We start from the raw sequence: 19,783 nt of genomic DNA on the forward strand, positions 1-19,783 counted from the left end.
CACCGCTGGACGCGGCGCGGGCTGCGACCTCGCCATGGCTCGGCTGGACCCCGTTTCCCGCGCCTGCCGGCTTGGGGCGCGAGGCTCCGCCTCCCACACGGCACCGGCAAGCTGGGGCTTGCCTGACCCTGGCGCGACGCCCTTCGGCCTGCTGGGTTCTGCCGTGCGGCCCCCTCCGAGCCCGAACGAGAGCGGCATGGGGCCGCTGCACGTTCGGGGGTTGGCGGCTGGACGCCTGACCCCACGCCTTGCGCGGCTCCCCCGCCGACGCTGCCACCCACCGCGCGCGGTACGTGACAGCGTCTGCGCGCCTTCGGCTTGCCGAAGCGTCGGGCTGCGGAGAACGCCGCCCGACACGCGCGGTGCCCTGCACTCCACGGCGGGTGCCGCGTGTCCGCGTCGTCGCCAACTGCGACCGTGGCTTGCCGGAGTCGGGCAACAAGCAGCGAGCCCGTTGGGTGGCCCGGTGCCCGGTCACGCCGCTACGCGACGCGCTGCGGCCTTGGTGCCACCGCTTGCTCCCCGGCTCCCGGCGCCCCTTGGAAGCGCAGGCGACGAACTCAGGAAACACGGCCACCAGCGGCCCGGGGCATCGCGTGCCCCGAACCGCTCCCACCCGGCGAACAGCCAATTCAGGCTCGGAATCTAGGAAGCCGGCCACCTCAGCAGACAGGAACCACAGCATGACCCACCCGTTCGGCGAATCCATCTCGATGTACACCAGGCGAGCCGCCATCTCCGATGGCGTGCTCATCGACGTGTCCACCATGGCCAGGGAGGCCGGGTTCAGGGTTCCCGTAGCACTGACCGCGGCTGCATGGGAAGACTGCGTGCGATGGGACCAGGCCGACTCCAATCGCCAGCTCCACCAGGATCAGGCTGGCCGCCTGTGGGACGTTGTCTGGATGGCCTCCGTCGCCGCCAGGAGGAACCGCGGGAGCGAGGTCAACTTGGAGCTCTACCGCGTCCCGCGGGGCGGTAAGGCCACGGCGCCCCGCAAGGTGCGCCTGGTGATGTCCATTGGCCCGGGCGACGAGGGCGAGCCAGTAATCACAGTTCTGATGCCCGGCGAGGACTGAAACCAGCTCGGCGGAGTGCGCCGCCGAGCCCCCAACACACAAGGAGAACGCATGAGTCTTTGGAACTGGCTGTTCGGCGACAGGCAACCGGAGGCGCAGCGCGCCGGCCCCGCGCCGGCCAGCGGCACCATCAATCCAGCCACGGGCCTGCCGATGCTGAGCGGAGAAACCTACGGGGTGGACGTGGGCGGCAGTCCTTTCGGATCGAACTTGACCGAGTCGGCGCATGACTTCGGGTCCGGTGGGCTCGGCAGCTGGGACCCTTGGTCGTGACCGCGGGACGAACGAAAACGGGGCCCGAGGGCCCCGATGGGTTGATCATGGCTCGGCGCCGGTCAGGCGCTGGCGGTCAGCAGCGTGACGAGCGGTGCTTGTCCAGGCTGCTGCTGAACGGAGACCAGGCCCTGCTGCTCCAGCCGTGCAAGTGCCTCGTACTTGGCGTCCCGCGACACGCCCATCTCGTTCAGCGGCTTGGACGGGAGGCGGACCGTCGTCGTCTTCTTCAGTCCGGCGAGATACCAGAGCGCCAGGGCGACCTGCAGCGTCTTGCCCGGCATGCGGGCCGCGGCTTGCATCCACACCAGCGGCAGCGGGCCCTTGATGAAGCCGGCAACCCTGCGGTCACGCTCCACGGCCACCGCGGGCACGAACGCCCCGGACTCTCGGTCCCACGTCAGCTTGCGCTCGGCGACCATCGACTCGGGGCTGGCCGTCATGCTGCGGCTCCCTCGGCCTGAGCCTCGGTGAGCAGCTCTTGGACGACCCGCCACATCGTCGTGCCCCGCTCGTCCAAGTACCGCTCGGGCGCGCGGATGAACTTCACGTCCGACCTCAGCTGGAAGCCCCCCAGCACGATGGCGCTGGCCCGGCGCATCAGGGCCTGCATCTCGGCGGCACGGGCGTCCAGCTCATCGAGCGGCGCCTCGATGAGCACCGCATCGTGAACAGGGGCGACCACCCGGATGCCTGCCTCCGTCGCCATGCAGCAAGCCAGGCGCAGCATCTCGGCGCCGTTGGCCTGCATCGGGAAGTTCGCCAGCGAGCGTGCGTTGGCGCCAGCACCTACATGCAGGCACCACCCGAAGACGGTCCAAAGCTTGCCCTGGGTCTGGGCGTAGTGCACGACGCCTTCCGACCAGGACCAGAACTGCGCATACGTCCGTCGATGCATCTTCAGCAGCTCGCGGGCATGGGCGGTCGGCTGCAGGATGCGACGCGCCAACGACTCCTCGCGCATCCCGTACTGCACCGCGAGGACGCAGGCCTTGAATTGCTCGCGCTCGCTCGCGTGACTGGCTTTCGTGGCGTGCGCCGGCACCGCACCGGCCTGCTTGGCGAACGCAAGGTACGGGTCGCCTGACGAATATGCCTCTTGCATGCGCGCGTCACCCGAGAGCGCCGCCGCAATGCCGAACTCCTGCTGGCTCCAGTCGACATAGGCCAGGCCGTAGCCTGGCCGGGGCTGGATGAGCCCGCGCAGCCACGCTGACAGCCCGAACACGAACTTCGAGTTGCTGGGCTGGTTGCGGCCGGTCTTGGACCGGAACATGGACATCAGCGCCCGGTTACGGCCATCCGAGCCGACCTGCAGCTCGCTCAGCTTCAGCTGCCCCAGGGCCTGGCGCAGGTCCTTCAGCGGTCGCAGCTGGGGGTGGGTCTTGCACTGCTCGCTGAACGTGTCGTCGTCCAGCGCGACCCTGCCGGTCGGCAGCGTGGGCCAGGCTATGCCGTGGCGGCGTAGGTAGTCCTCGAACTTCGCAAGCTTGAACGTGCGGCCCTCGTAGACGCCGAATGCCCCATCCACGCGCTGGATGAGGCTGTCCTTCAGCGATTGCCAGTGCTGGCGCAGCATCGACAGCATGTCGCTGTCGATCGGAACGCCGGCATCTTCGATGCGCGCGACCGCCTTGGTGTACCGGCCTCGCAGGAGCGCGTGAGCAACACGCGACCCCTGGTCAAGGACCGGCGCCATCGCGCGCAGGAGCGTCGCGGTTGCCGTGACGTCGGAGGCGCAGTAGTCCAGGATGGCCGCCGCCTCGTGCGCGCTGTAGGAGCCTCCGCGCAGGATGAGGGCGCGCATGGTGTCCTTCTCCAGGGCATCGATGCCGCGGTGCCCGTAGTACTCCAGCGCACCGAGCAGACCATTCGACATGGGCAGGCTCAGGCCATTGGTCTCCACGCGGAACTCGGCATACAGGTCGATGACATTGGCCGGCAGCGGCCAGCCCAGGGCGAGATGGCAACCCATCTCGGCGGATGCGTAGTACGCGACAAACACGCTGTCGGAACCGAGGTCGTAGGGGCATTGGGCCGCCTTCAGCTCGTCGCCCCAGACCCGCAGCGTGCGACCGCTGCGGATCTCGTGCGCCACCAGGCACACGGGCTCGGGCCGCTCGCCAGGAGCGGCCCGGAACTCGAAGTCGGCGACCCAGACGTGTTTGAAGCCGCCGAGGGTCATCAGACTTCCCCGCGCAGGTTCTTCACGACGACGTGGTCGACAGAGGTGATGAGCTTGTCGCGGAAGGCCAAGTTCAGGATTTCGCGCATCGTCAGGTCGGGCCAGACTGGCTCGTCGTTCAGTGCGGCGGCAGCGCACACCTCGTAGGCGCCGACCGTGCGATTGGCTCGCAGTCGAATCCAGCTGGATTGAGCGATGCCGGCAGCGCTATGCGCCGACTGGGACCAGGTGTCCAGGCGCCCATCGTCGCCCGGCATGTTCACCGGCCACAGCCCAGGGCTTCCGTCGCGAGTGACGTAGAGGTACAGGAGCTTCACCCGCACCTCGTTGGCAAGTTCCGCGTACAGCTCGGGATGCACGAAGTAGGTCTCACCCTCGTCCTTCAGCGACAGGGTCAGCGCCTGCATGCTCCACTCCGCGCCGGCCCGCACGCGGAAGAACTGCTGGGGGCTGGGCTTGCGGACAGGGACGGTGGTGATGATGCGCTTGACGCCCGCGAGCTGCGTGAAGTTCTGGGTCAAGGCCAGCTTGGTCAGGTCGAGGTCGTTCCCGTAGCCGCTGGCGGGGGCGTTGAAGTGCGGCATGTCGCCTGCGTTGGCGAAGGTCGGGGTGGTGTTGGCGTTGGTGTCGGACATACAGGTCTCCATGAAGGGTGGGATCCAGCGAGGCTGGGGTTCAACAGGTCTGCGACGGGTGTTGCTCCTCGGCGCAGGTGGCTGTTGAGACCTGTAGCGACAGGATGTTCTCTGCGATTTTTCGAGGCCATGCCGACCACCTCCCGTTGACGCAAGGTGTGCGCACGGACCTGTTGCGCCGCGCCACAGCGACCTGTGGCGGTGCGCCGCACCTGATCCATCTAGTCAATAGCTCTATGAACGAAAATGGAGGGAGGCCATGTGGCCCACGTTCCAACCACTTCGGCTACAGCACTCGGATCCGGCCGCGTGTGCGGCCAGATCGCTCATCCGATGCTCAGAGTCATTTCCGCCAACCTGAACGGCGTTCGTTCCGCTTCAACGAAGGGGTTCTTCGACTGGATGGCCCAGCAGGATGCCGACTTCGTTTGCGTGCAGGAGCTCAAGGCGCAGGAGTCCGACATGGCGCCGGGCATGCTGGCGCCGACCGGCTACCAGGGCTACTTCCACTACGCCGAGAAGAAGGGTTACAGCGGCGTCGGCATCTACGCGCGGCATCCGCCTCTGAAGGTGGTGGTCGGCTTGGGCGTTCCGGAGATCGACGCCGAGGGGCGCTACATCGAGTTGGTGTACGACCGCCTCTCGGTGGTGTCGGTCTACCTGCCGTCCGGATCCAGCGGCGAACACCGTCAGGCCGCCAAGTTCGACTTCATGGAGCACTTCTATCGGCACTTGGGCGGCCTGGTCGCATGCGGGCGCGAGGTGGTGATCTGCGGCGACTGGAACATCGCGCACAAGGAAGCTGACCTGAAGAACTGGAAGGGCAACCTGAAGAACTCGGGCTTCCTCCCGGAGGAGCGGGCTTGGCTGACGCGGGTGTTCGACGAACTTGGCTGGGTGGACACGTATCGTCGGCTAGAACCTGACGCAACTGAGTCCGGATACACATGGTGGAGCAATCGCGGGCAGGCTTGGGCGAAGAACGTTGGATGGCGAATCGACTATCAGATTTGTTCCAGACCGCTAGCCTATTGCGCGCGGAGTGCTTCAATCTACAAGACGGAGCGGTTTAGTGACCACGCTCCGCTCATTATTGAATACGACTTCAGTTTCTAATTTTTCGCCACCTTCCCGCGTCACATGTCAATGATCTTGCGAAGCCTATCTAGAACGATCGGCTTCCGGTGAGATTCACCACCAAGAAGCCAGTCGAGACGGTCATCAAATGTCTGATCCAGTGATATGGCCTCAAACTCGTCTGCAACGTATTCGCGTAATTCAAGTGGGGCGAGCCTGACCTCTTCGCAGATTCCCGGCCTGCCATCCAGAACAGTAACAATATCTTCCATGTCATGGTGGAGATAATCGCCCGCACCGCGTGATTTGAATGACTCCAGTTTAGTGGCGATGAATACTGGAGCGCTAATCACCCGAATGCTTCTGCCGCTTGGTAGTAGATGTCGTTCGGCTTGTCTTGCCGCCATCTCGTACCAACTGTTTGAAAAACCAAGCACTTGAGGGTCGGTTGTCATCACATCTAGCTTGATCTCACCCCTCTTCCAGCGACAGATGACTTCGTCGGACTCCACAAAGCCGCGCAATTTGAGCTCCTCACAGAACTCATAGTAGGAGGATCTGGGTGTTACTTCTGTTAGTAGATCGATGTCACCAGTCGCCCTAACAGGTGGGCGAGACATGTCGGTAATGAGAAGCCCTACGGCACAGCCTCCGACCAAAACCAGCTCGTCCATAAGGCTGTCGAGAACGCTTGCGACGAGTTCCACGCCCGCGACATTTGGATCCTTGATCATCGGATATATCCCTGCAATTCGCTTCTTGCAATCTCTCGCTCTCTGGCGCTCCCTGCACGTATTGCGTCGAGTATTGCGGCGACCTCATAGAAGCGAGGGTTTCTTTTCGCCGCTGTCGGGATGGATGGGTAAAGCGGGCACAGCGACATTCCGCGATCGGTACCTTCTGGGTCAGGCCAGACTATTGGGGGGGTGTCGCTTGTGGGGAAGTGCGTTTCCAGCGGTCCTGTGAAGGCACTCGTGCGCATACCTTGGGCTATTTGCCCAAATATGGGTGGATACACGTATCGTATTCCATGTGTCACAAACTCCATGATGGCTGATCTATTTGGCTGGAGTTCGCCAAAATCCTTATTAATCAGTCCGCAAAGCATGCATCGCTGCACTGCCGCGTGAGCTTCGGATGTAGATATGGCGAGTGCTTGAGAAAACCTAGCAAACGAGAACCCAATAGGATCATCTGTACACGCCAGCCAAACTGACGCGACCACATCTTGCGGCTTGAGTGATATTTGGCGCATGAGATGTACCTTCTGCTGCTGTTCTTCGTTCGGGAATGGAGAATACCCCATCTTTATGAAGACTGTGTGGAAGAGGGACGTACCTCCGTTGGTGTGCACTGGTCCACCCAGGTGGATCATGGAGGCATACAGATCCAGCATTCGGGAACCGCGAATTCTGCGCAAGACTTTAGGCACGATGGGCGTAGGCCGGGATGCAAGGTGACACATTGAGGCAACACGTAGACCTCTAGGTGAGTAGCAGTTGATCTTTCTGATGCGCCACTGTTGTTCGTCATTCGAGGATAGCGAACACGCAGATAGAAGCGATGGCAGATGCGTTTGCAGTCAATGACTTAGCCGGCTATCCGTTCATGACGTCGCATACGAAGCTATACGCATGTGGTAAGCTCCTGCTGAACGTAAGCTTGAGGTGTCGGGAGCACAGATGGATGTTGTCCGTAAGAAGAGCCCGCGAGCTCCGTCGATCGCGCTCGACGAGGCGCTCAATCGCGCGCTGCTGGCCTATGACAAGGATCGAACCCACGCTGCGCCTGCGGAGGTCGTTGCTCAGAACCTAGGCTACAAGTCTGCCAACAACGGCAGCGCCTTGGCTGCCATGGCGAGCCTTCGCTACTATGGGCTGCTAGAGCGCCCGAGGGAGGGCATGCTGGCGGTAGCGAAGGCTGTTGAGCAGTACAAGTTCGCTCCAGATGAGTCACAGCGCAAAGCGCTTCTGCGCAAATTTCTGCTAGCGCCAAACGTGTTTGCGGAGCTCCTCGAGCTCTACCGTGATGGCTTACCGTCAGACGCAACGATCCGGTACGAGCTCATCAACCGTGGCTTCTTGCCAGCGCCTGCCGAGACATGTGCGGCAGTGTTCCGAAAGTCAGTCGACTTCGTGGACTACTTTGGCCAGCCAGGCGCGCTTGAGCCTACTGATGCGGACGACGAAGGCGCGAACATAGAAGATGGTCCTCGCTCCAGGGCGTCAAACTTGGACGAATCCGACGAGGCAGTGCAACAGCCAACGGTCGCGAGCTTCCGCAGCGCGACACCAAGACAGAGTGCTTCGCCTTTACCACCACTCGGCGGCGAAGATGTGGACAGCATTCCCGTTCGCTTGACAGGAGGGCGACGAGCTTGGCTAGTCGTCCCGCATCGGCTGTACGACGCGGACAAGGTTCGCCTGAAAGCACAAATTGATCTACTGCTCACGGTAGAAGAGGAACACGGCAATAGCTAGCGTTTCGCGACGTCTTGTGTAGGTTTTTTGTGCAAGTGGCTAGTCCAGGCGCCAGCCCACGTTCTTCGCGTAGGCCTGGCCGCGGTTGCTCCACCAGGTGTAGGCCTCGCCGGTGGTCTCGGGGTGCAGGCGACGGTAGACGTCCACCACCCCGACCTCGTCCAGCAGCCGGGTCATCCAGGCCCGTTCCTCGGGCAGGAAACCGCTGTTCTTCTGGTTGCCCTTCCAGTTCTTCAGGTCGATTTCCTTGTGGGCGATGTTCACGTCGCCGACCAGGATGAACTCGCGCTGGCCCTTGAGCGCGTGCAGGTGCGGGTAGACCACGTCCAGGAAGCGGAACTTGGCCTGCTGGCGCTCCTCGCCCGAAGAGCCGCTGGGGAAGTAGCAGCTGATGATGCTGAGTTGGCGTCCGGGCTTGTCGAAGCGCAACTCGACATAGCGGCCTTCGGCATCGAACTCCGGCTCGCCCAGGCCGATGACCACGTCGCTGGGCTCGTGGCGGCTGTACACCCCGACACCGGAGTAGCCCTTCTTCTCGGCATAGTGGAAGTGCCCCGCCATGCCGGCGACCCTGTCGTATTTCCCCTGCACGTCGGGCGCCTGGGCCTTGACTTCCTGCACCCCCATACAATCGGGCGCGATACTCTCCGTCCAGGGCATGAAGCCCTTGCTGGCCGCCGATCGGATGCCGTTCAGGTTGAGTGTGACCAGTCTGAATCCCATTGAAGTCCCTTCCATGACGAACACCACCCACACCGACCCGCTGGCCCAGGACTTCGTGAAGTTCTCGGTGGACGCGGGGGTGCTGCGCTTCGGCGAGTTCACGACCAAGGCCGGCCGGAAGTCGCCGTACTTCTTCAACACGGGCCTGTTCGACGACGGCGCCAAGCTGATGCGGCTGGGTGAATTCTATGCACGCCGCCTGCTGGCCTCGGGGCTGGAATTCGACATGCTGTTCGGCCCGGCCTACAAGGGCATCACCCTGGCCGCCGCGGTGGCCATCGGCCTGGCCAAGGAGGGCCGCAGCGTGCCCTACGCCTACAACCGCAAGGAAGCCAAGGACCACGGCGAAGGCGGCACCCTGGTGGGCGCCCCGGTCCAGGGCCGGGTGCTGATCATCGACGACGTGATCACCGACGGTGCCTCCAAACGCGAGGCGGCCGACATGATCCGCGCGGCCGGCGCCACCCCCGTGGGCGTGGCCATCACGATGGACCGCCAGGAGCGCGCCAGCGACGACCCGGCCAACCCGCGCTCGGGCGTGCAGTACGTCGAGCAGGAGCTGGGGCTGAAGGTGCTGTCCATCGCCACGCTGGCCGACCTGATGCAGTTCCTGGACACCACCGGCGACCCGGCCCTGGCCGCCAACCGCGACAAGGTGTCGGCCTACCGCCAGCGCTACGGAGTGTGACGATGAAGCGACCGACCCTGTGGAACACCCGCCCCGGGTGGGCACGGTCGGTTCTTGTCGTGGCCGGCCTGGCCGCCGGCCTGCCGGTGCTGCCGGCCCGGGCCGCCCCGCCGGCCAAGGATGGCGCATCCGCCCCCATCTACTCCTGCGTGGACGCCAACGGCCGGCGCCTGAGTTCGGACCGCCCCATCCCGGAATGCCTGAGCCAGGAGCAGAACATGCTGGGCAAGGACGGCACGGTGCGCAAGAAGATGCCGCCGCTGCTCTCCCCGGAACAACAGGCCCGAAAGGACGCCGAGCGCGCCGCCCAGGCCCGGGCCGAGGCCGCCCGCATGGAGCAGGTGCGCAACGACCGGCTGCTGCTGTCCCGCTACCCCACCCTGGCCGCCCATGACCAGGCACGCCAGCGGGCGCTGGAATCCACCCAGAAGGCGATCGACACGATCCAGGTGCGCATCGCGCAGCTGGAAACCGAGCGGGTGGTGCTGGCCAACGAGCGGGCGGGCCTGGGCTTCAAGGCCGTGCCTGAAGACCTGAAGATACGCACCAACTCCAACGAAGGCAGCCTGGAGGCCCAGCGCACCCTGCTGCGCAGCATGGAAGCCGAGCGCGCGCGCATCAACCTGCAGTACGACAACGAACGCCAGCGCCTGGCCCTGCTGCTGGCGGGCCTGCCACCGGGGGCCCAGGTGGATGCGGGCCAGCCGTCGCCATCCGTGGTACCCGCGGCGCGCTGAAGATCGACCCACATTCCGGAATGCGCCTGAAGATCTTGCCGTCTCTGATCCCCGCCCTCGGTCTGGGCCTGTTGCTGGTCGGCGCAGCCGCCTGGGCCGGCCCCACCGACTACCGCTGCCCGGCCTCGCACACCCTGCGCGCCGCCTTCACACCGCGGGACGCCATCGTCACCTTCGATGGCCAGAACTACACGCTGCGCCGCGTGCGTGACAGCCGGGAGGCCCGTTTCGCCAACCCCCAGCAGGGCGTGAGCCTGGCCCTGTCGGGCAGCAACGCCACCTGGCAGCGCAAGGGCGAGGACGATCTGGTCTGCCGCAAGGTGATCGCCTCGCTGGAACCCGAGGCCCTCGAGGGCCGGCGGGCGGCTCCCTCGGCACCCGCCCGCTGAGCGGCGCGGCCCTTCCCAGGGCCGCCCGCCACGCTGCCCGGCCTCAGCCGAGCTTCTTCTTCAGCAGTTCGGTGGCCTGGGCCGGGTTGGCCTTGCCCTTGGACGCCTTCATCACCTGGCCGACCAGGGCGTTGAAGGCCTTGTCCTTGCCGGACTTGTACTCCTCGACCGACTTGGCGTTGGCCGCGATCACCTCGTCGACGATCTTCTCCAGCGCGCCGCTGTCGTTCATCTGCTTGAGGCCCTTGGCCTCGATGACCGCGTCCACCTCGCTGCCGGCGCCGGTCCACAGGGCGTCGAAGACCTGACGGGCGGCGTTGTTGGAGATGGTGCCGTCCTGGATGCGGCCGATCAGCTGCGCCAGCAGGGCCGGGCTGACCGGCGCATCCTGGAGCTCGCGCTCCTCGGCGTTCAGGCGCTTGCTCACCTCGCCCATCAGCCAGTTGGCCACCAGCTTGGGCTGGCCGCAGGCGTCGCGCGCGGCCTCATAGTAGCGGGCGAAGGCCAGCGACTGGGTCATCATCGTCGCGTCGTAGGCCGGCAGACCGTCGGCCTGCTGGAAGCGCTCGGCCATCGCGCGCGGCAGCTCGGGCATCTCGCCCTTCACGCGCTCGACCCACTCAGGGGCGATGACCAGCGGCGGCAGGTCCGGGTCGGGGAAGTAGCGGTAGTCGGCCGAGTCTTCCTTGCTGCGCATGGCCCGGGTCTCGCCCTTGTCGGGGTTGTAGAGCACCGTGGCCTGCTGGATGGTGAAGCCGTCCTCCAGCTGGTCGATCTGCCAGTTCACCTCGTAGTTCACCGCGTCCACCAGGTAGCGGAAGCTGTTGAGGTTCTTGATCTCGCGGCGGGTGCCGAAGGGCTCGCCGGGCTTGCGCACCGAGACGTTGACGTCGCAGCGGAAGGAGCCTTCCTGCATGTTGCCGTCGCAGATGCCCAGCCACATGACCAGCGCATGCAGGGTCTTGGCGTATTCGACGGCCTCCTGGGCCGAGCGCATGTCGGGCTCGGAGACGATCTCCAGCAGCGGCGTGCCGGCGCGGTTCAGGTCGATACCCGACTGGCCGTGGAAGTCCTCGTGCAGGCTCTTGCCGGCATCTTCCTCCAGGTGGGCGCGGGTGAGTTGCACCACCTTCTGGCGGTCACCGACGAAGAACGCCACGCTGCCGCCCTGCACCACCGGGATCTCGAACTGCGAGATCTGGTAGCCCTTGGGCAGATCCGGGTAGAAGTAGTTCTTGCGGGCGAAGATGGACAGCGGCGCCACCTTGGCGCCCACGGCCAGGCCGAAGCGGATGGCCCGCTCCACCGCGGCGCGGTTGAGCACCGGCAGCGTGCCCGGCAGGGCCAGGTCCACCGGGCAGGCCTGGGTGTTGGGCGCCGCGCCGAAGGCGGTCGAGGCGCCGCTGAAGATCTTGGACCGGGTGGAGAGCTGGACGTGGTTTTCCAGGCCGATCACGACCTCGTAACCACGCACGAGTTGGGGTTGGCTGCTCATCTCAGAAACCCTCCGGGCTGCGGAGGTGATGGTCGGTGACCTGCTGCAGCGCATGCGCGGCCTGCAGCAGGGTGCCTTCCTGGAAGTAGTTGCCGATCAGCTGCAGGCCCACCGGCATGCCGTGGGCGCCGAAGCCGGCCGGCACGCTCATGCCGGGCAGGCCGGCCAGGCTGGCGGGCAGGGTGAAGATGTCGGCCAGGTAGGCCTGCAGCGGGTCGTCGCCCTGGGCGCCGATCTGCCAGGCCACCGTGGGGGCCACCGGGCCGGCGATGACATCGCACTGCTGGAAGCAGCGCTGGAAGTCGTCGGCGATCATGCGGCGCAGCTTCTGGGCCTGCAGGTAGTAGGCGTCGTAGTAACCATGGCTGAGCACATAGGTGCCGATCATGATCCGGCGCTTGACCTCGGGGCCGAAGCCTTCAGCCCGGGTCTTCTTGTACATGTCCAGCAGATCGGTGTAGTTCGCCGCGCGATGACCGAACTTGACACCGTCGAAGCGGCTCAGGTTGGAGCTGGCCTCGGCCGGGGCAATGATGTAGTACACCGGGATGGACAGCTCGGTGCGCGGCAGGCTGACCTCGACCAGCGTGGCGCCCAGGGCCTCCAGCTGCGCCAGCGCGGCACGCACCGCACCGTCCACGTCCGCGGCCAGAGCCGCCGGGAAGAACTCTTTGGGCAGGCCGATGCGCAGGCCCTGCAGCGGCTTGGCGGCGCTGGCGCCCTCGCGCGGGGCCAGCATCTGGGCATGGAAATCCTGCGGCGGGCGCTGGGCGCTGGTGCTGTCGCGCTCGTCGAAGCCGCTCATGGCCGACAGCAGCAGCGCGCAGTCCTCGGCCGAGCGGGCCATCGGGCCGGCCTGGTCCAGGCTGGAAGCGAAGGCGATCATGCCGTAGCGGCTGCAGACGCCGTAGGTGGGCTTGATGCCGGTGAGGCCCGAGAAGCTGGCCGGCTGGCGGATGGAGCCGCCGGTGTCGGTGCCGGTGGCTGCCGGCACCAGGCGCGCGGCCACCGCGGCGGCCGAACCGCCGGAGGAGCCGCCGGGCACGCGCGTGCGGTCCCAGGGGTTCTGCACCGGGCTGTAGGCGGAGTTCTCGTTGGCCGAGCCCATCGCGAACTCGTCGCAGTTGAGCTTGCCCAGGCTGACCGTGCCGGCCGCCTTCAGCCGCGCCACCACGGTGGCGTCGAAGGGGCTCTGGTAGCCGGCCAGCATCTTGGAGCCGGCGGTGGTGGGCGCGTCGGCGGTGACGAAGATGTCCTTGTGGGCCAGCGGCACGCCGGTCAGCACACCGGCCTGGCCGGCGGCGCGGGCGGCATCGGCGGCCTGGGCGGCGGCCAGGGCGCCGTCACGGTCCAGGTGCAGGAAGGCGCCCAGCGCGGCATGGGCTTCGGCACGGGCCAGGAAAGCCTGGGTCAGCTCGACGCTGGAGACGGTCTTGTCGGCCAGGGCGCGGGCGGCCGCGGCCACGCCCAGGGTGTGCAGGTCCGCGCTCATTCGATCACCTTGGGCACGAGGAACAGGCCGCCATCGACGGCCGGGGCGCTGCGCTGGTTGCGCTCGCGGTCGTTGCCTTCGGTGACGGCGTCCTCGCGCAGGCGCAGCTGCACGTCCATCACCGCCGACAGCGGGGTGTACAGGGGTTCGACACCGCTGGTGTCGACGGCGCTCATCTGCTCGACGATGCCGAAGAAGTCGTTGAGCTGGGCCAGCATCGCGTCGGCCTCGGCACCGGAAAGCTCCAGGCGCGCCAGCTCGGCGATGCGGCTCACGTCCGCAGGGGTCAGGGCCATGGGTGTATCAAGTGGATTCGGAGGGCGGAACCAAAGCCGCCAGAGCCCCAACTAAGGGCTGCCGGCCCCCTTTGTCAGGGGGGCATAAGGTATTATCTCCGGTTATCTGCACACGCACGGAAGCCCTGCTGCACAGGGGTTTGCGTGCGAACGTTGCGAGCCTGTGCCGCCAGTCCGTGCTGCCGGCCAGTGCCTCTGCCTCTTGCGACAGATCTCCTGGCCACACCCGTTCATTGCCACGCCATCCATGCGCATCCCGGTCTGCCGCCTGCTCCGCGTCCCGTCAGGGTCGGCGCGCGCGACCGACCTCGCCGTGCCCCGCCTGCGGGCGCGCGCCCTCCGCCTGACCTGAGTCCTCCATGTTCGCCTCCCTGCGTCGCTACGTTTCCACCGATCTCGCGATCGACCTCGGCACTGCCAACACCCTGATCTACGTCCGGGGCAAGGGCATCGTGCTCGATGAACCCTCGGTCGTCTCCATCCGCCACGAAGGCGGCCCGAACGGCAAGAAGGTCATCCAGGCCGTCGGCCACGAGGCCAAGGCCATGCTGGGCAAGGTGCCCGGCAACATCGAGGCCATCCGGCCCATGAAGGACGGCGTGATCGCCGACTTCGTGATCACCGAGCAGATGATCAAGCAGTTCATCAAGATGGTGCATCCGCGCTCGGTGCTCAAACCCAGCCCGCGCATCATCATCTGCGTGCCCTGCGGCTCCACCCAGGTGGAAAAGCGCGCCATCCGCGACGCCGCCCTGGGCGCCGGCGCCTCCGAGGTACACCTGATCGAGGAACCGATGGCTGCCGCGATCGGCGCGGGCCTGCCGGTGTCCGAGGCCTCCGGCTCGATGGTCATCGACATCGGCGGCGGCACCACCGAGGTCGGCGTGATCTCGCTGGGCGGCATGGTCTACAAGGGCTCGGTCCGCGTCGGCGGCGACAAGTTCGACGAGGCCATCATCAACTACATCCGCCGCAACTACGGCATGCTGATCGGCGAGCCCACCGCCGAGGCCATCAAGAAGAGCATCGGCAGCGCCTTCCCCGGCTCCGAGGTCAAGGAGATGGAGGTCAAGGGCCGCAACCTCTCCGAAGGCGTGCCGCGCAGCTTCACCATCTCGTCCAACGAGATCCTGGAAGCCCTGACCGACCCGCTCAACCAGATCGTGTCGGCCGTGAAGAACGCGCTGGAACAGACCCCGCCGGAACTGGGCGCCGACATCGCCGAGCGCGGCATGATGCTGACCGGCGGCGGTGCGCTGCTGCGCGACCTGGACCGCCTGCTGGCCGAGGAGACCGGCCTGCCGGTGCTGGTGGCCGAGGACCCGCTGACCTGCGTGGTGCGCGGCTGCGGCATGGCGCTCGAGAGCATGGAACGCCTGGGCTCGATCTTCACCTCGGAATAAGACTTCGGCGGGCGCCTGGCGCGCCCCGGGACGACACCCATGCCGCTCGGCACGCTCGACCGCAACCCGCCGCCGTTCTTCCACCAGGGCCCCTCGGCCCTGTCGAGGCTGCTGCTGGCTGCCGCCCTGGCCATCTTCCTGATGGCCGCGGACCACCGCTTCGCGCTCATCCAGCCCCTGCGCAACGCCCTGGCCACCGGCCTGCTGCCGGCGGTGCGTGTGCTCGGCCTGCCCGTGGCCCTGGTGGGCGGCAGTGCCGACTACATCGGCGGCCTGGACCAGGCCCTGGCCCGCAACCAGGCGCTGCAGCGCCAGCTGACCGCGCAGGCCGAGCAGACCAGCCGGGCCGAACGCCTGACCCAGGAGAACGCCCAGCTGCGCGGCCTGCTGGGCCTGCGCCCGGCCACCCCGCCCCGCAGCCAGGTGGCCGAAGTGCTCTACGAGGCCCCGGACCCCTACGTGCACAAGCTCTTCATCGACCGCGGCACGCAGCAAGGCGTGACCGAAGGCATGCCCGTGATGAACGAGCACGGCATCCTGGGCCAGGTGACCCGGGCCTACCTGCTGTCGTCCGAGGTGACGCTGCTGGCCGACCGCGACGCCACCATCCCGGTGCTCAACGCCCGCACCCAGCACCGCGCCGCCGCCTTCGGCTCCGGTGACGAGGGCCAGATGGAGCTGCGCTTCGTGGCCGCCAACGACGACGTGAAGGTGGGCGACACCCTGCTGACCAGCGGCGTGGATGGCATCTACCCGGCCGGCGTGCCGGTGGCCACGGTCACCTCCGTGAACCGCCAGGGCGAGGGCGGCTTCGCCCACATCGGCCTCAGCCCGGTGGCCAAGACCGGCGGCCTGCGCTTCGTGCTGCTGGTGGGGCCGGTGGACAAGCAGGCCGACACCGCGGTGGCCGCGGCCGTGGCCGCCGCCAGTGCCGCGGCATCCGCCGCCTCGGCCGCCAGCGCCAACGAGTTCGGGAGTGCGCCGCGATGAGCATCATGCCGCGGGGCGCGGACCAGTTGCTGCTGCCGGTCAACCCCTGGTTCCTGTGGGCCTCGATGCTGCTGGCGCTGGCTCTGAACCTGGTGCCCCTGGGCCCCACGCCCTGGATGCCCGACTTCGTGGCCCTGGTGCTGGTGTTCTGGAGCGTGCACCAGCCGCGCCGGGTGGGCATCACCACCGCCTTCTTCTTCGGCCTGCTGATGGACGTGCACCACGGCTCGCTGCTGGGCCAGCATGCGCTGGCCTACAGCCTGCTGGGCTTCTTCGGCATCGCCATCCACCGCCGGGTGCTGTGGTTCGGCCTGTCCGGCCAGATGGCCCAGGTGGCGCCCGCCTTCTTCGCAGCCACCCTGCTGACCCTGCTGGTGCGCGCGGTGGCGGGCGACGGCTGGCCGGGCTGGAGCATGCTGGTCGCGCCGCTGGCCGAGACCTTGCTGTGGCCGGTGGCCAGCCTGGTGCTGCTGGCACCGCAGCGCCGCCCACCCGATCCCGACAAGAACCGCCCCCTGTGAGCCGGGTGCCCACATGACCGAGTTGCGCAACATCCAGCGGGAACTGGAGCGCTTCCGCTTCCGCCTGATCGCGGCGGCGGCCTTCGTGCTGCTGGGCTTCGGGCTGCTGATCGCCCGGCTGGTGGTGCTGCAGGTGGCCCGCCACGACGAACTCTCCACCCGGGCCGAGGCCAACCGCATCGCGGTGCTGCCCATCGTGCCGCAGCGCGGCCGCATCCTGGACCGCAACGGCGTGGTGCTGGCCACCAACTACACCGCCTACACGCTGGAGATCACCCCGTCCAAGGTCGGCAACCTGGAGCAGACCATCGACCAGCTGGCCCAGCTGATCGACATCCAGCCGCGCGATCGCAAGCGCTTCAAGCGGCAGATGGAGGAGAGCAAGAGCTTCGAGAGCCTGCCCATCCGCACCAAGCTGACCGACGAGGAGATGGCCCGCTTCCTCGCCCAGCGCTTCCGCTTCCCCGGCGTGGACATCAAGGCGCGTCTGTTCCGCAACTACCCGCTGGGCGACACCGCCAGCCACCTGCTGGGCTACATCGGCCGCATCAACCAGGCCGAGAAGACCGCGATGGAGGACTGGGACGAGGATCGCCAGGCGAATTACCGCGGCACCGAATACATCGGCAAGCTGGGGCTGGAGCAGAGCTACGAGGCCGAGCTGCACGGTCGCACCGGCTATGAAGAGGTCGAGACCGCCGCCAGCGGCCGCGCGGTACGTCGTCTGAACAGCCACCCGCCCACCCCCGGCAACGAGCTGCACCTGTCGATCGACATCAAGCTGCAGAACCTGGTGGAGCGGCTCTACGGGGACCGCCGCGGCGCCCTGGTGGCCATCGACCCGCGCAACGGCGAGGTGCTGGCCTTCGTTTCCAAGCCCACCTTCGACCCCAACCTCTTCGTCGACGGCATCGACTTCGACAGCTGGCGCGAGCTCAACGAGTCGATCGACAAGCCCCTGCTCAACCGGGCGCTGCGCGGCACCTACCCGCCGGGCTCCACCTTCAAGCCCTACATGGCGATGGCCGCGCTGGCCACCGGCAAGCGCGACCCCCACCTGGTCATCCAGGACAACCTGAGCTACACCTTCGGCGGGCACACCTTCGGCAGCCCGGAAACCGACCGGGCCGGCCCCAAGGACATGCGGCTGGCCATCATCACCTCGTCCAACGTCTACTTCTACAGCCTGGCCGTGGAGATGGGCGTGGACCTGATCCACGACCAGCTCGAACCCTTCGGTTTCGGCCGCAAGACCGGCATCGACCTGGAGGGCGAAGTCACCGGCGTGCTGCCCTCCACCGAGTGGAAGCGGCGCACCTACAAGCGCCCCGAGCAGAAGCGGTGGTACCCGGGCGAGACGGTCTCGCTGGGCATCGGCCAGGGCTACAACAACTTCACCATGACCCAGCTGGCCACGGCCATGGCCACGCTGAGCTCGGGCGGCCAGCGCTTCCAGCCCCGGCTGGTGCGCGAGGTCGAGGACGTGGTCTCCCGCGAGAAGCGCATCGTCTCCTCCGACGCACTGCCACCGCTGCCGCTCAAGCCGCAGGATGTGTCGCTGGTGCTCGACGCCATGGTGGGCGTGGCCCAGCAGGGCACCTCCTCGCGCGTCTTTGCGGGCGCCCCCTATGTCAGCGGCGGCAAGACCGGCACGGCCCAGGCGGTGACCATGCGCGCCAACGAAAAGTACAGCGCAGCCCGGCTGGCCGAGCACCAGCGCGACCATTCGCTCTACATCGCCTTCGCGCCGCGCGACAACCCCCGGGTGGCACTGGCCGCCATCGTCGAGAACGCCGGCTGGGGATCGGCCGCCGCGGCGCCGATCGCCCGGCGCGTGCTGGATTACCTGCTGGCCGACCAGTACCCCAGCGAGGAAGACATCGCCCTGGTGCGCGAGGGCAAGTCCAGCGGGCCGCCGGTGGGCACCCCGCGCCGGGTGGAGGATGTGCCGCTGCCCAGCCAGACCCCGGTGGACCTGCCGCTGGGACTGGTGCCCATGCCGGCTGCGGCTGCCAGCGGCGCATCCGTGGCAGCGCCTGCCTCTGCCGCCGTCTCCGGCACGGCGCCCCGTGCCGCCGCCTCCCACGCCGCGGCAGGCAGCGCCCCTGTCCGCGCAGCCGCACCAGGAGCCTCCCGATGAGCGTCGTGTTCGAACGTCCCTCGCTGTGGCGCCGCCTGCAGCCCATCTTCAGCGGCTTCGACCTGCCCTTGCTGGCGGGGCTGGTGGTGCTGGGCGTGATGGGCCTGATCACGATGTATTCGGCCGGTTACGACAACGGCAGCCGCTTCGCCGACCACGGCCGCAACATGCTGCTGGGGCTGGGTATCCTGTTCGTGGTGGCCCAGGTGCCGCCGCAGCGCCTGGCCCAGTTGGCCGTGCCGCTGTATTCGCTGGGCGTGGCCCTGCTGCTGGCCACCGCCCTGTTCGGGATCACCAAGAAGGGCGCCACCCGCTGGCTCAATGTCGGGGTGGTCATCCAGCCCAGCGAACTGATGAAGATCGCCATGCCGCTGATGCTGGCCTGGTGGTTCCAGAAGCGCGAAGGCCAGCTGCGGGCCCTGGACTTCGCCGCCGCCGCCCTGCTGCTGCTGGTGCCGGTGGGGCTGGTGGTCAAGCAGCCGGACCTGGGCACGGCCATCCTGATCCTCTCGGGCGGGCTCTACATCATCTACTTCGCCGGCCTGTCCTGGAAGCTGATCCTGCCCGTGCTGCTGGCTGGCGCGGTGGCGGTCACGGCCATCGTGCTGTCGGCCGACCGCATCTGCCAGGACGACGTGACCTGGCCGCTGCTGCGCGAATACCAGAAACACCGGGTCTGCACCCTGCTGGATCCGACCACCGATCCGCTGGGCAAGGGCTTCCACATCATCCAGGGCATGATCGCGATCGGTTCCGGCGGCGTCACCGGCAAGGGCTTCATGCAGGGCACCCAGACCCACCTGGAATTCATTCCCGAACGCACGACCGACTTCGTGTTCGCCGCCTTCGCCGAGGAGTTCGGCCTGATCGGCGCGCTGGCCCTGATCACCGCCTTCACCTTCGTACTCGCGCGCGGCCTGCTGATCGCCAATTCAGCACCCACCGTCTTCTCGCGCCTGCTGGCCGGGGCGCTGACGATGAGCTTCTTCACCTATGCGATGGTGAACATGGGCATGGTCAGCGGCATCCTGCCAGTGGTGGGCATTCCGCTGCCCTTCATCAGCTATGGCGGCACCGCCATGGTGACGCTGGGCCTCGCCCTGGGCATGCTGATGTCCATCGCCAAGAGCCGGCGGCTGATCCAGACCTGAGCCCGGATGGAAAAAGGGCTCCCGCGGGA

20 protein-coding genes are annotated in these 19,783 nt (G+C 67.0%); 12 read left to right on the forward strand and 8 right to left on the reverse strand.

Features of this window, described 5'->3' with window-relative positions; genetic code table 11:
• The first annotated feature begins 683 nt into the window (after positions 1–683).
• Together LRM40_RS16725 and LRM40_RS16730 are read left to right on the forward strand one after the other, a co-directional pair.
• Positions 684–1,079 carry a DUF6573 family protein gene (locus LRM40_RS16725; RefSeq protein ID WP_151124572.1) on the forward strand — a complete coding sequence of 132 codons (396 nt, stop codon included), beginning with the start codon at positions 684–686 and terminating at the stop codon, positions 1,077–1,079.
• Between the two features lie 51 nt (positions 1,080–1,130).
• The gene (locus LRM40_RS16730) at positions 1,131–1,352 is read left to right on the forward strand and encodes a hypothetical protein (RefSeq protein WP_151124573.1); all 222 of its coding nucleotides are present in this window, start codon (positions 1,131–1,133) and stop codon (positions 1,350–1,352) included.
• A gap of 62 nt (positions 1,353–1,414) precedes the next feature.
• On the opposite strand, the gene LRM40_RS16735 is transcribed toward LRM40_RS16730, so the two are convergent.
• From LRM40_RS16735 to LRM40_RS16745, 3 genes are read right to left on the reverse strand one after another with little or no spacing between them, the layout of a single operon-like run.
• Positions 1,415–1,795, reverse strand: coding sequence for a hypothetical protein (locus LRM40_RS16735; RefSeq protein ID WP_151124574.1), 381 nt, complete (start codon positions 1,793–1,795; stop codon positions 1,415–1,417).
• Positions 1,792–3,537, reverse strand: a complete 1,746-nt coding sequence (locus LRM40_RS16740) for a DNA polymerase (protein WP_151124575.1) — start codon at positions 3,535–3,537, stop codon at positions 1,792–1,794. The genes LRM40_RS16735 and LRM40_RS16740 overlap by 4 nt, the downstream gene beginning before the upstream one ends.
• Positions 3,537–4,172, reverse strand: coding sequence for a hypothetical protein (locus LRM40_RS16745; protein ID WP_151124576.1), 636 nt, complete (start codon positions 4,170–4,172; stop codon positions 3,537–3,539). The genes LRM40_RS16740 and LRM40_RS16745 overlap by 1 nt, the downstream gene beginning before the upstream one ends.
• A 333-nt stretch (positions 4,173–4,505) precedes the next feature.
• On the opposite strand from LRM40_RS16745, the gene LRM40_RS16750 reads away from it, so the two are divergent.
• Positions 4,506–5,288 carry an exodeoxyribonuclease III gene (locus LRM40_RS16750; RefSeq protein ID WP_151124602.1) on the forward strand — a complete coding sequence of 261 codons (783 nt, stop codon included), beginning with the start codon at positions 4,506–4,508 and terminating at the stop codon, positions 5,286–5,288.
• A 20-nt stretch (positions 5,289–5,308) separates the two neighbouring features.
• On the opposite strand, the gene LRM40_RS16755 is transcribed toward LRM40_RS16750, so the two are convergent.
• A complete protein-coding gene (locus LRM40_RS16755; RefSeq protein WP_151124577.1) occupies positions 5,309–5,983 on the reverse strand; it encodes a hypothetical protein in 675 nt (224 codons plus the stop codon).
• Positions 5,984–6,931: 948 nt separating this feature from the next.
• Here LRM40_RS16755 and LRM40_RS16760 point away from each other — a divergent pair.
• Positions 6,932–7,729 (forward strand): hypothetical protein, encoded by a 798-nt coding sequence (locus LRM40_RS16760; RefSeq protein WP_151124578.1) that lies wholly within the window; start codon positions 6,932–6,934, stop codon positions 7,727–7,729.
• 39 nt (positions 7,730–7,768) lie between these two features.
• Here LRM40_RS16760 and LRM40_RS16765 read toward each other — a convergent pair whose 3' ends face one another.
• Positions 7,769–8,452 carry an exodeoxyribonuclease III gene (locus LRM40_RS16765; protein ID WP_151124579.1) on the reverse strand — a complete coding sequence of 228 codons (684 nt, stop codon included), beginning with the start codon at positions 8,450–8,452 and terminating at the stop codon, positions 7,769–7,771.
• A gap of 13 nt (positions 8,453–8,465) precedes the next feature.
• Between LRM40_RS16765 and pyrE the strand changes: the two genes are divergently transcribed.
• From pyrE to LRM40_RS16780, 3 genes are read left to right on the forward strand one after another with little or no spacing between them, the layout of a single operon-like run.
• Positions 8,466–9,140 carry an orotate phosphoribosyltransferase gene (pyrE, locus tag LRM40_RS16770; RefSeq protein WP_231067610.1) on the forward strand — a complete coding sequence of 225 codons (675 nt, stop codon included), beginning with the start codon at positions 8,466–8,468 and terminating at the stop codon, positions 9,138–9,140.
• A gap of 2 nt (positions 9,141–9,142) precedes the next feature.
• The gene (locus LRM40_RS16775) at positions 9,143–9,877 is read left to right on the forward strand and encodes a DUF4124 domain-containing protein (protein ID WP_151124581.1); all 735 of its coding nucleotides are present in this window, start codon (positions 9,143–9,145) and stop codon (positions 9,875–9,877) included.
• Between the two features lie 35 nt (positions 9,878–9,912).
• Positions 9,913–10,266, forward strand: coding sequence for a hypothetical protein (locus tag LRM40_RS16780; RefSeq protein WP_211373008.1), 354 nt, complete (start codon positions 9,913–9,915; stop codon positions 10,264–10,266).
• Between the two features lie 43 nt (positions 10,267–10,309).
• Here the strand turns inward: LRM40_RS16780 and gatB are convergent, their stop codons facing one another.
• From gatB to gatC, 3 genes are read right to left on the reverse strand one after another with little or no spacing between them, the layout of a single operon-like run.
• A complete protein-coding gene (gene gatB / locus LRM40_RS16785; protein ID WP_151124583.1) occupies positions 10,310–11,761 on the reverse strand; it encodes an Asp-tRNA(Asn)/Glu-tRNA(Gln) amidotransferase subunit GatB in 1,452 nt (483 codons plus the stop codon).
• Position 11,762: 1 nt separating this feature from the next.
• Positions 11,763–13,253 (reverse strand): Asp-tRNA(Asn)/Glu-tRNA(Gln) amidotransferase subunit GatA, encoded by a 1,491-nt coding sequence (gatA, locus tag LRM40_RS16790; protein ID WP_151124584.1) that lies wholly within the window; start codon positions 13,251–13,253, stop codon positions 11,763–11,765.
• Positions 13,250–13,549 carry an Asp-tRNA(Asn)/Glu-tRNA(Gln) amidotransferase subunit GatC gene (gene gatC / locus LRM40_RS16795; protein WP_151124585.1) on the reverse strand — a complete coding sequence of 100 codons (300 nt, stop codon included), beginning with the start codon at positions 13,547–13,549 and terminating at the stop codon, positions 13,250–13,252. The genes gatA and gatC overlap by 4 nt, the downstream gene beginning before the upstream one ends.
• A gap of 359 nt (positions 13,550–13,908) precedes the next feature.
• Here gatC and LRM40_RS16800 point away from each other — a divergent pair, with 359 nt between their 5' ends.
• From LRM40_RS16800 to rodA, 5 genes are read left to right on the forward strand one after another with little or no spacing between them, the layout of a single operon-like run.
• The gene (locus LRM40_RS16800) at positions 13,909–14,952 is read left to right on the forward strand and encodes a rod shape-determining protein (protein ID WP_022979182.1); all 1,044 of its coding nucleotides are present in this window, start codon (positions 13,909–13,911) and stop codon (positions 14,950–14,952) included.
• Between the two features lie 39 nt (positions 14,953–14,991).
• Entirely contained in the window at positions 14,992–15,942 is a 951-nt protein-coding gene (mreC, locus tag LRM40_RS16805; protein ID WP_151124586.1) for a rod shape-determining protein MreC, read from the forward strand.
• Positions 15,939–16,463 (forward strand): rod shape-determining protein MreD, encoded by a 525-nt coding sequence (gene mreD, locus LRM40_RS16810; RefSeq protein ID WP_211373009.1) that lies wholly within the window; start codon positions 15,939–15,941, stop codon positions 16,461–16,463. Before mreC ends, mreD begins: the two co-directional genes overlap by 4 nt.
• Before the next feature lie 13 nt (positions 16,464–16,476).
• A complete protein-coding gene (mrdA, locus tag LRM40_RS16815) occupies positions 16,477–18,603 on the forward strand; it encodes a penicillin-binding protein 2 (RefSeq protein WP_151124587.1) in 2,127 nt (708 codons plus the stop codon).
• The gene (rodA, locus tag LRM40_RS16820) at positions 18,600–19,754 is read left to right on the forward strand and encodes a rod shape-determining protein RodA (RefSeq protein WP_151124588.1); all 1,155 of its coding nucleotides are present in this window, start codon (positions 18,600–18,602) and stop codon (positions 19,752–19,754) included. Before mrdA ends, rodA begins: the two co-directional genes overlap by 4 nt.
• The last annotated feature ends 29 nt before the right edge of the window (positions 19,755–19,783 follow it).

It is taken from the genome of Ideonella dechloratans (assembly GCF_021049305.1).
In the GTDB taxonomy this organism is placed as follows: Bacteria; Pseudomonadota; Gammaproteobacteria; order Burkholderiales; family Burkholderiaceae_C; genus Ideonella; species Ideonella dechloratans.

What these genes read in the sequence shown, in the direction of transcription:
- LRM40_RS16725 (WP_151124572.1), top strand. Translation starts at nt 684, where the DNA reads ATGACCCACCCGTTCGGCGAATCCATCTCGATGTACACCAGGCGAGCC.
- LRM40_RS16730 (WP_151124573.1), top strand. Translation starts at nt 1,131, where the DNA reads ATGAGTCTTTGGAACTGGCTGTTCGGCGACAGGCAACCGGAGGCGCAG.
- LRM40_RS16735 (WP_151124574.1), bottom strand. Translation starts at nt 1,795, where the DNA reads ATGACGGCCAGCCCCGAGTCGATGGTCGCCGAGCGCAAGCTGACGTGG.
- LRM40_RS16740 (WP_151124575.1), bottom strand. Translation starts at nt 3,537, where the DNA reads ATGACCCTCGGCGGCTTCAAACACGTCTGGGTCGCCGACTTCGAGTTC.
- LRM40_RS16745 (WP_151124576.1), bottom strand. Translation starts at nt 4,172, where the DNA reads ATGTCCGACACCAACGCCAACACCACCCCGACCTTCGCCAACGCAGGC.
- LRM40_RS16750 (WP_151124602.1), top strand. Translation starts at nt 4,506, where the DNA reads ATGCTCAGAGTCATTTCCGCCAACCTGAACGGCGTTCGTTCCGCTTCA.
- LRM40_RS16755 (WP_151124577.1), bottom strand. Translation starts at nt 5,983, where the DNA reads ATGATCAAGGATCCAAATGTCGCGGGCGTGGAACTCGTCGCAAGCGTT.
- LRM40_RS16760 (WP_151124578.1), top strand. Translation starts at nt 6,932, where the DNA reads ATGGATGTTGTCCGTAAGAAGAGCCCGCGAGCTCCGTCGATCGCGCTC.
- LRM40_RS16765 (WP_151124579.1), bottom strand. Translation starts at nt 8,452, where the DNA reads ATGGGATTCAGACTGGTCACACTCAACCTGAACGGCATCCGATCGGCG.
- pyrE (WP_231067610.1), top strand. Translation starts at nt 8,466, where the DNA reads ATGACGAACACCACCCACACCGACCCGCTGGCCCAGGACTTCGTGAAG.
- LRM40_RS16775 (WP_151124581.1), top strand. Translation starts at nt 9,143, where the DNA reads ATGAAGCGACCGACCCTGTGGAACACCCGCCCCGGGTGGGCACGGTCG.
- gatB (WP_151124583.1), bottom strand. Translation starts at nt 11,761, where the DNA reads ATGAGCAGCCAACCCCAACTCGTGCGTGGTTACGAGGTCGTGATCGGC.
- gatA (WP_151124584.1), bottom strand. Translation starts at nt 13,253, where the DNA reads ATGAGCGCGGACCTGCACACCCTGGGCGTGGCCGCGGCCGCCCGCGCC.
- gatC (WP_151124585.1), bottom strand. Translation starts at nt 13,549, where the DNA reads ATGGCCCTGACCCCTGCGGACGTGAGCCGCATCGCCGAGCTGGCGCGC.
- LRM40_RS16800 (WP_022979182.1), top strand. Translation starts at nt 13,909, where the DNA reads ATGTTCGCCTCCCTGCGTCGCTACGTTTCCACCGATCTCGCGATCGAC.
- mreC (WP_151124586.1), top strand. Translation starts at nt 14,992, where the DNA reads ATGCCGCTCGGCACGCTCGACCGCAACCCGCCGCCGTTCTTCCACCAG.
- mreD (WP_211373009.1), top strand. Translation starts at nt 15,939, where the DNA reads ATGAGCATCATGCCGCGGGGCGCGGACCAGTTGCTGCTGCCGGTCAAC.
- mrdA (WP_151124587.1), top strand. Translation starts at nt 16,477, where the DNA reads ATGACCGAGTTGCGCAACATCCAGCGGGAACTGGAGCGCTTCCGCTTC.
- rodA (WP_151124588.1), top strand. Translation starts at nt 18,600, where the DNA reads ATGAGCGTCGTGTTCGAACGTCCCTCGCTGTGGCGCCGCCTGCAGCCC.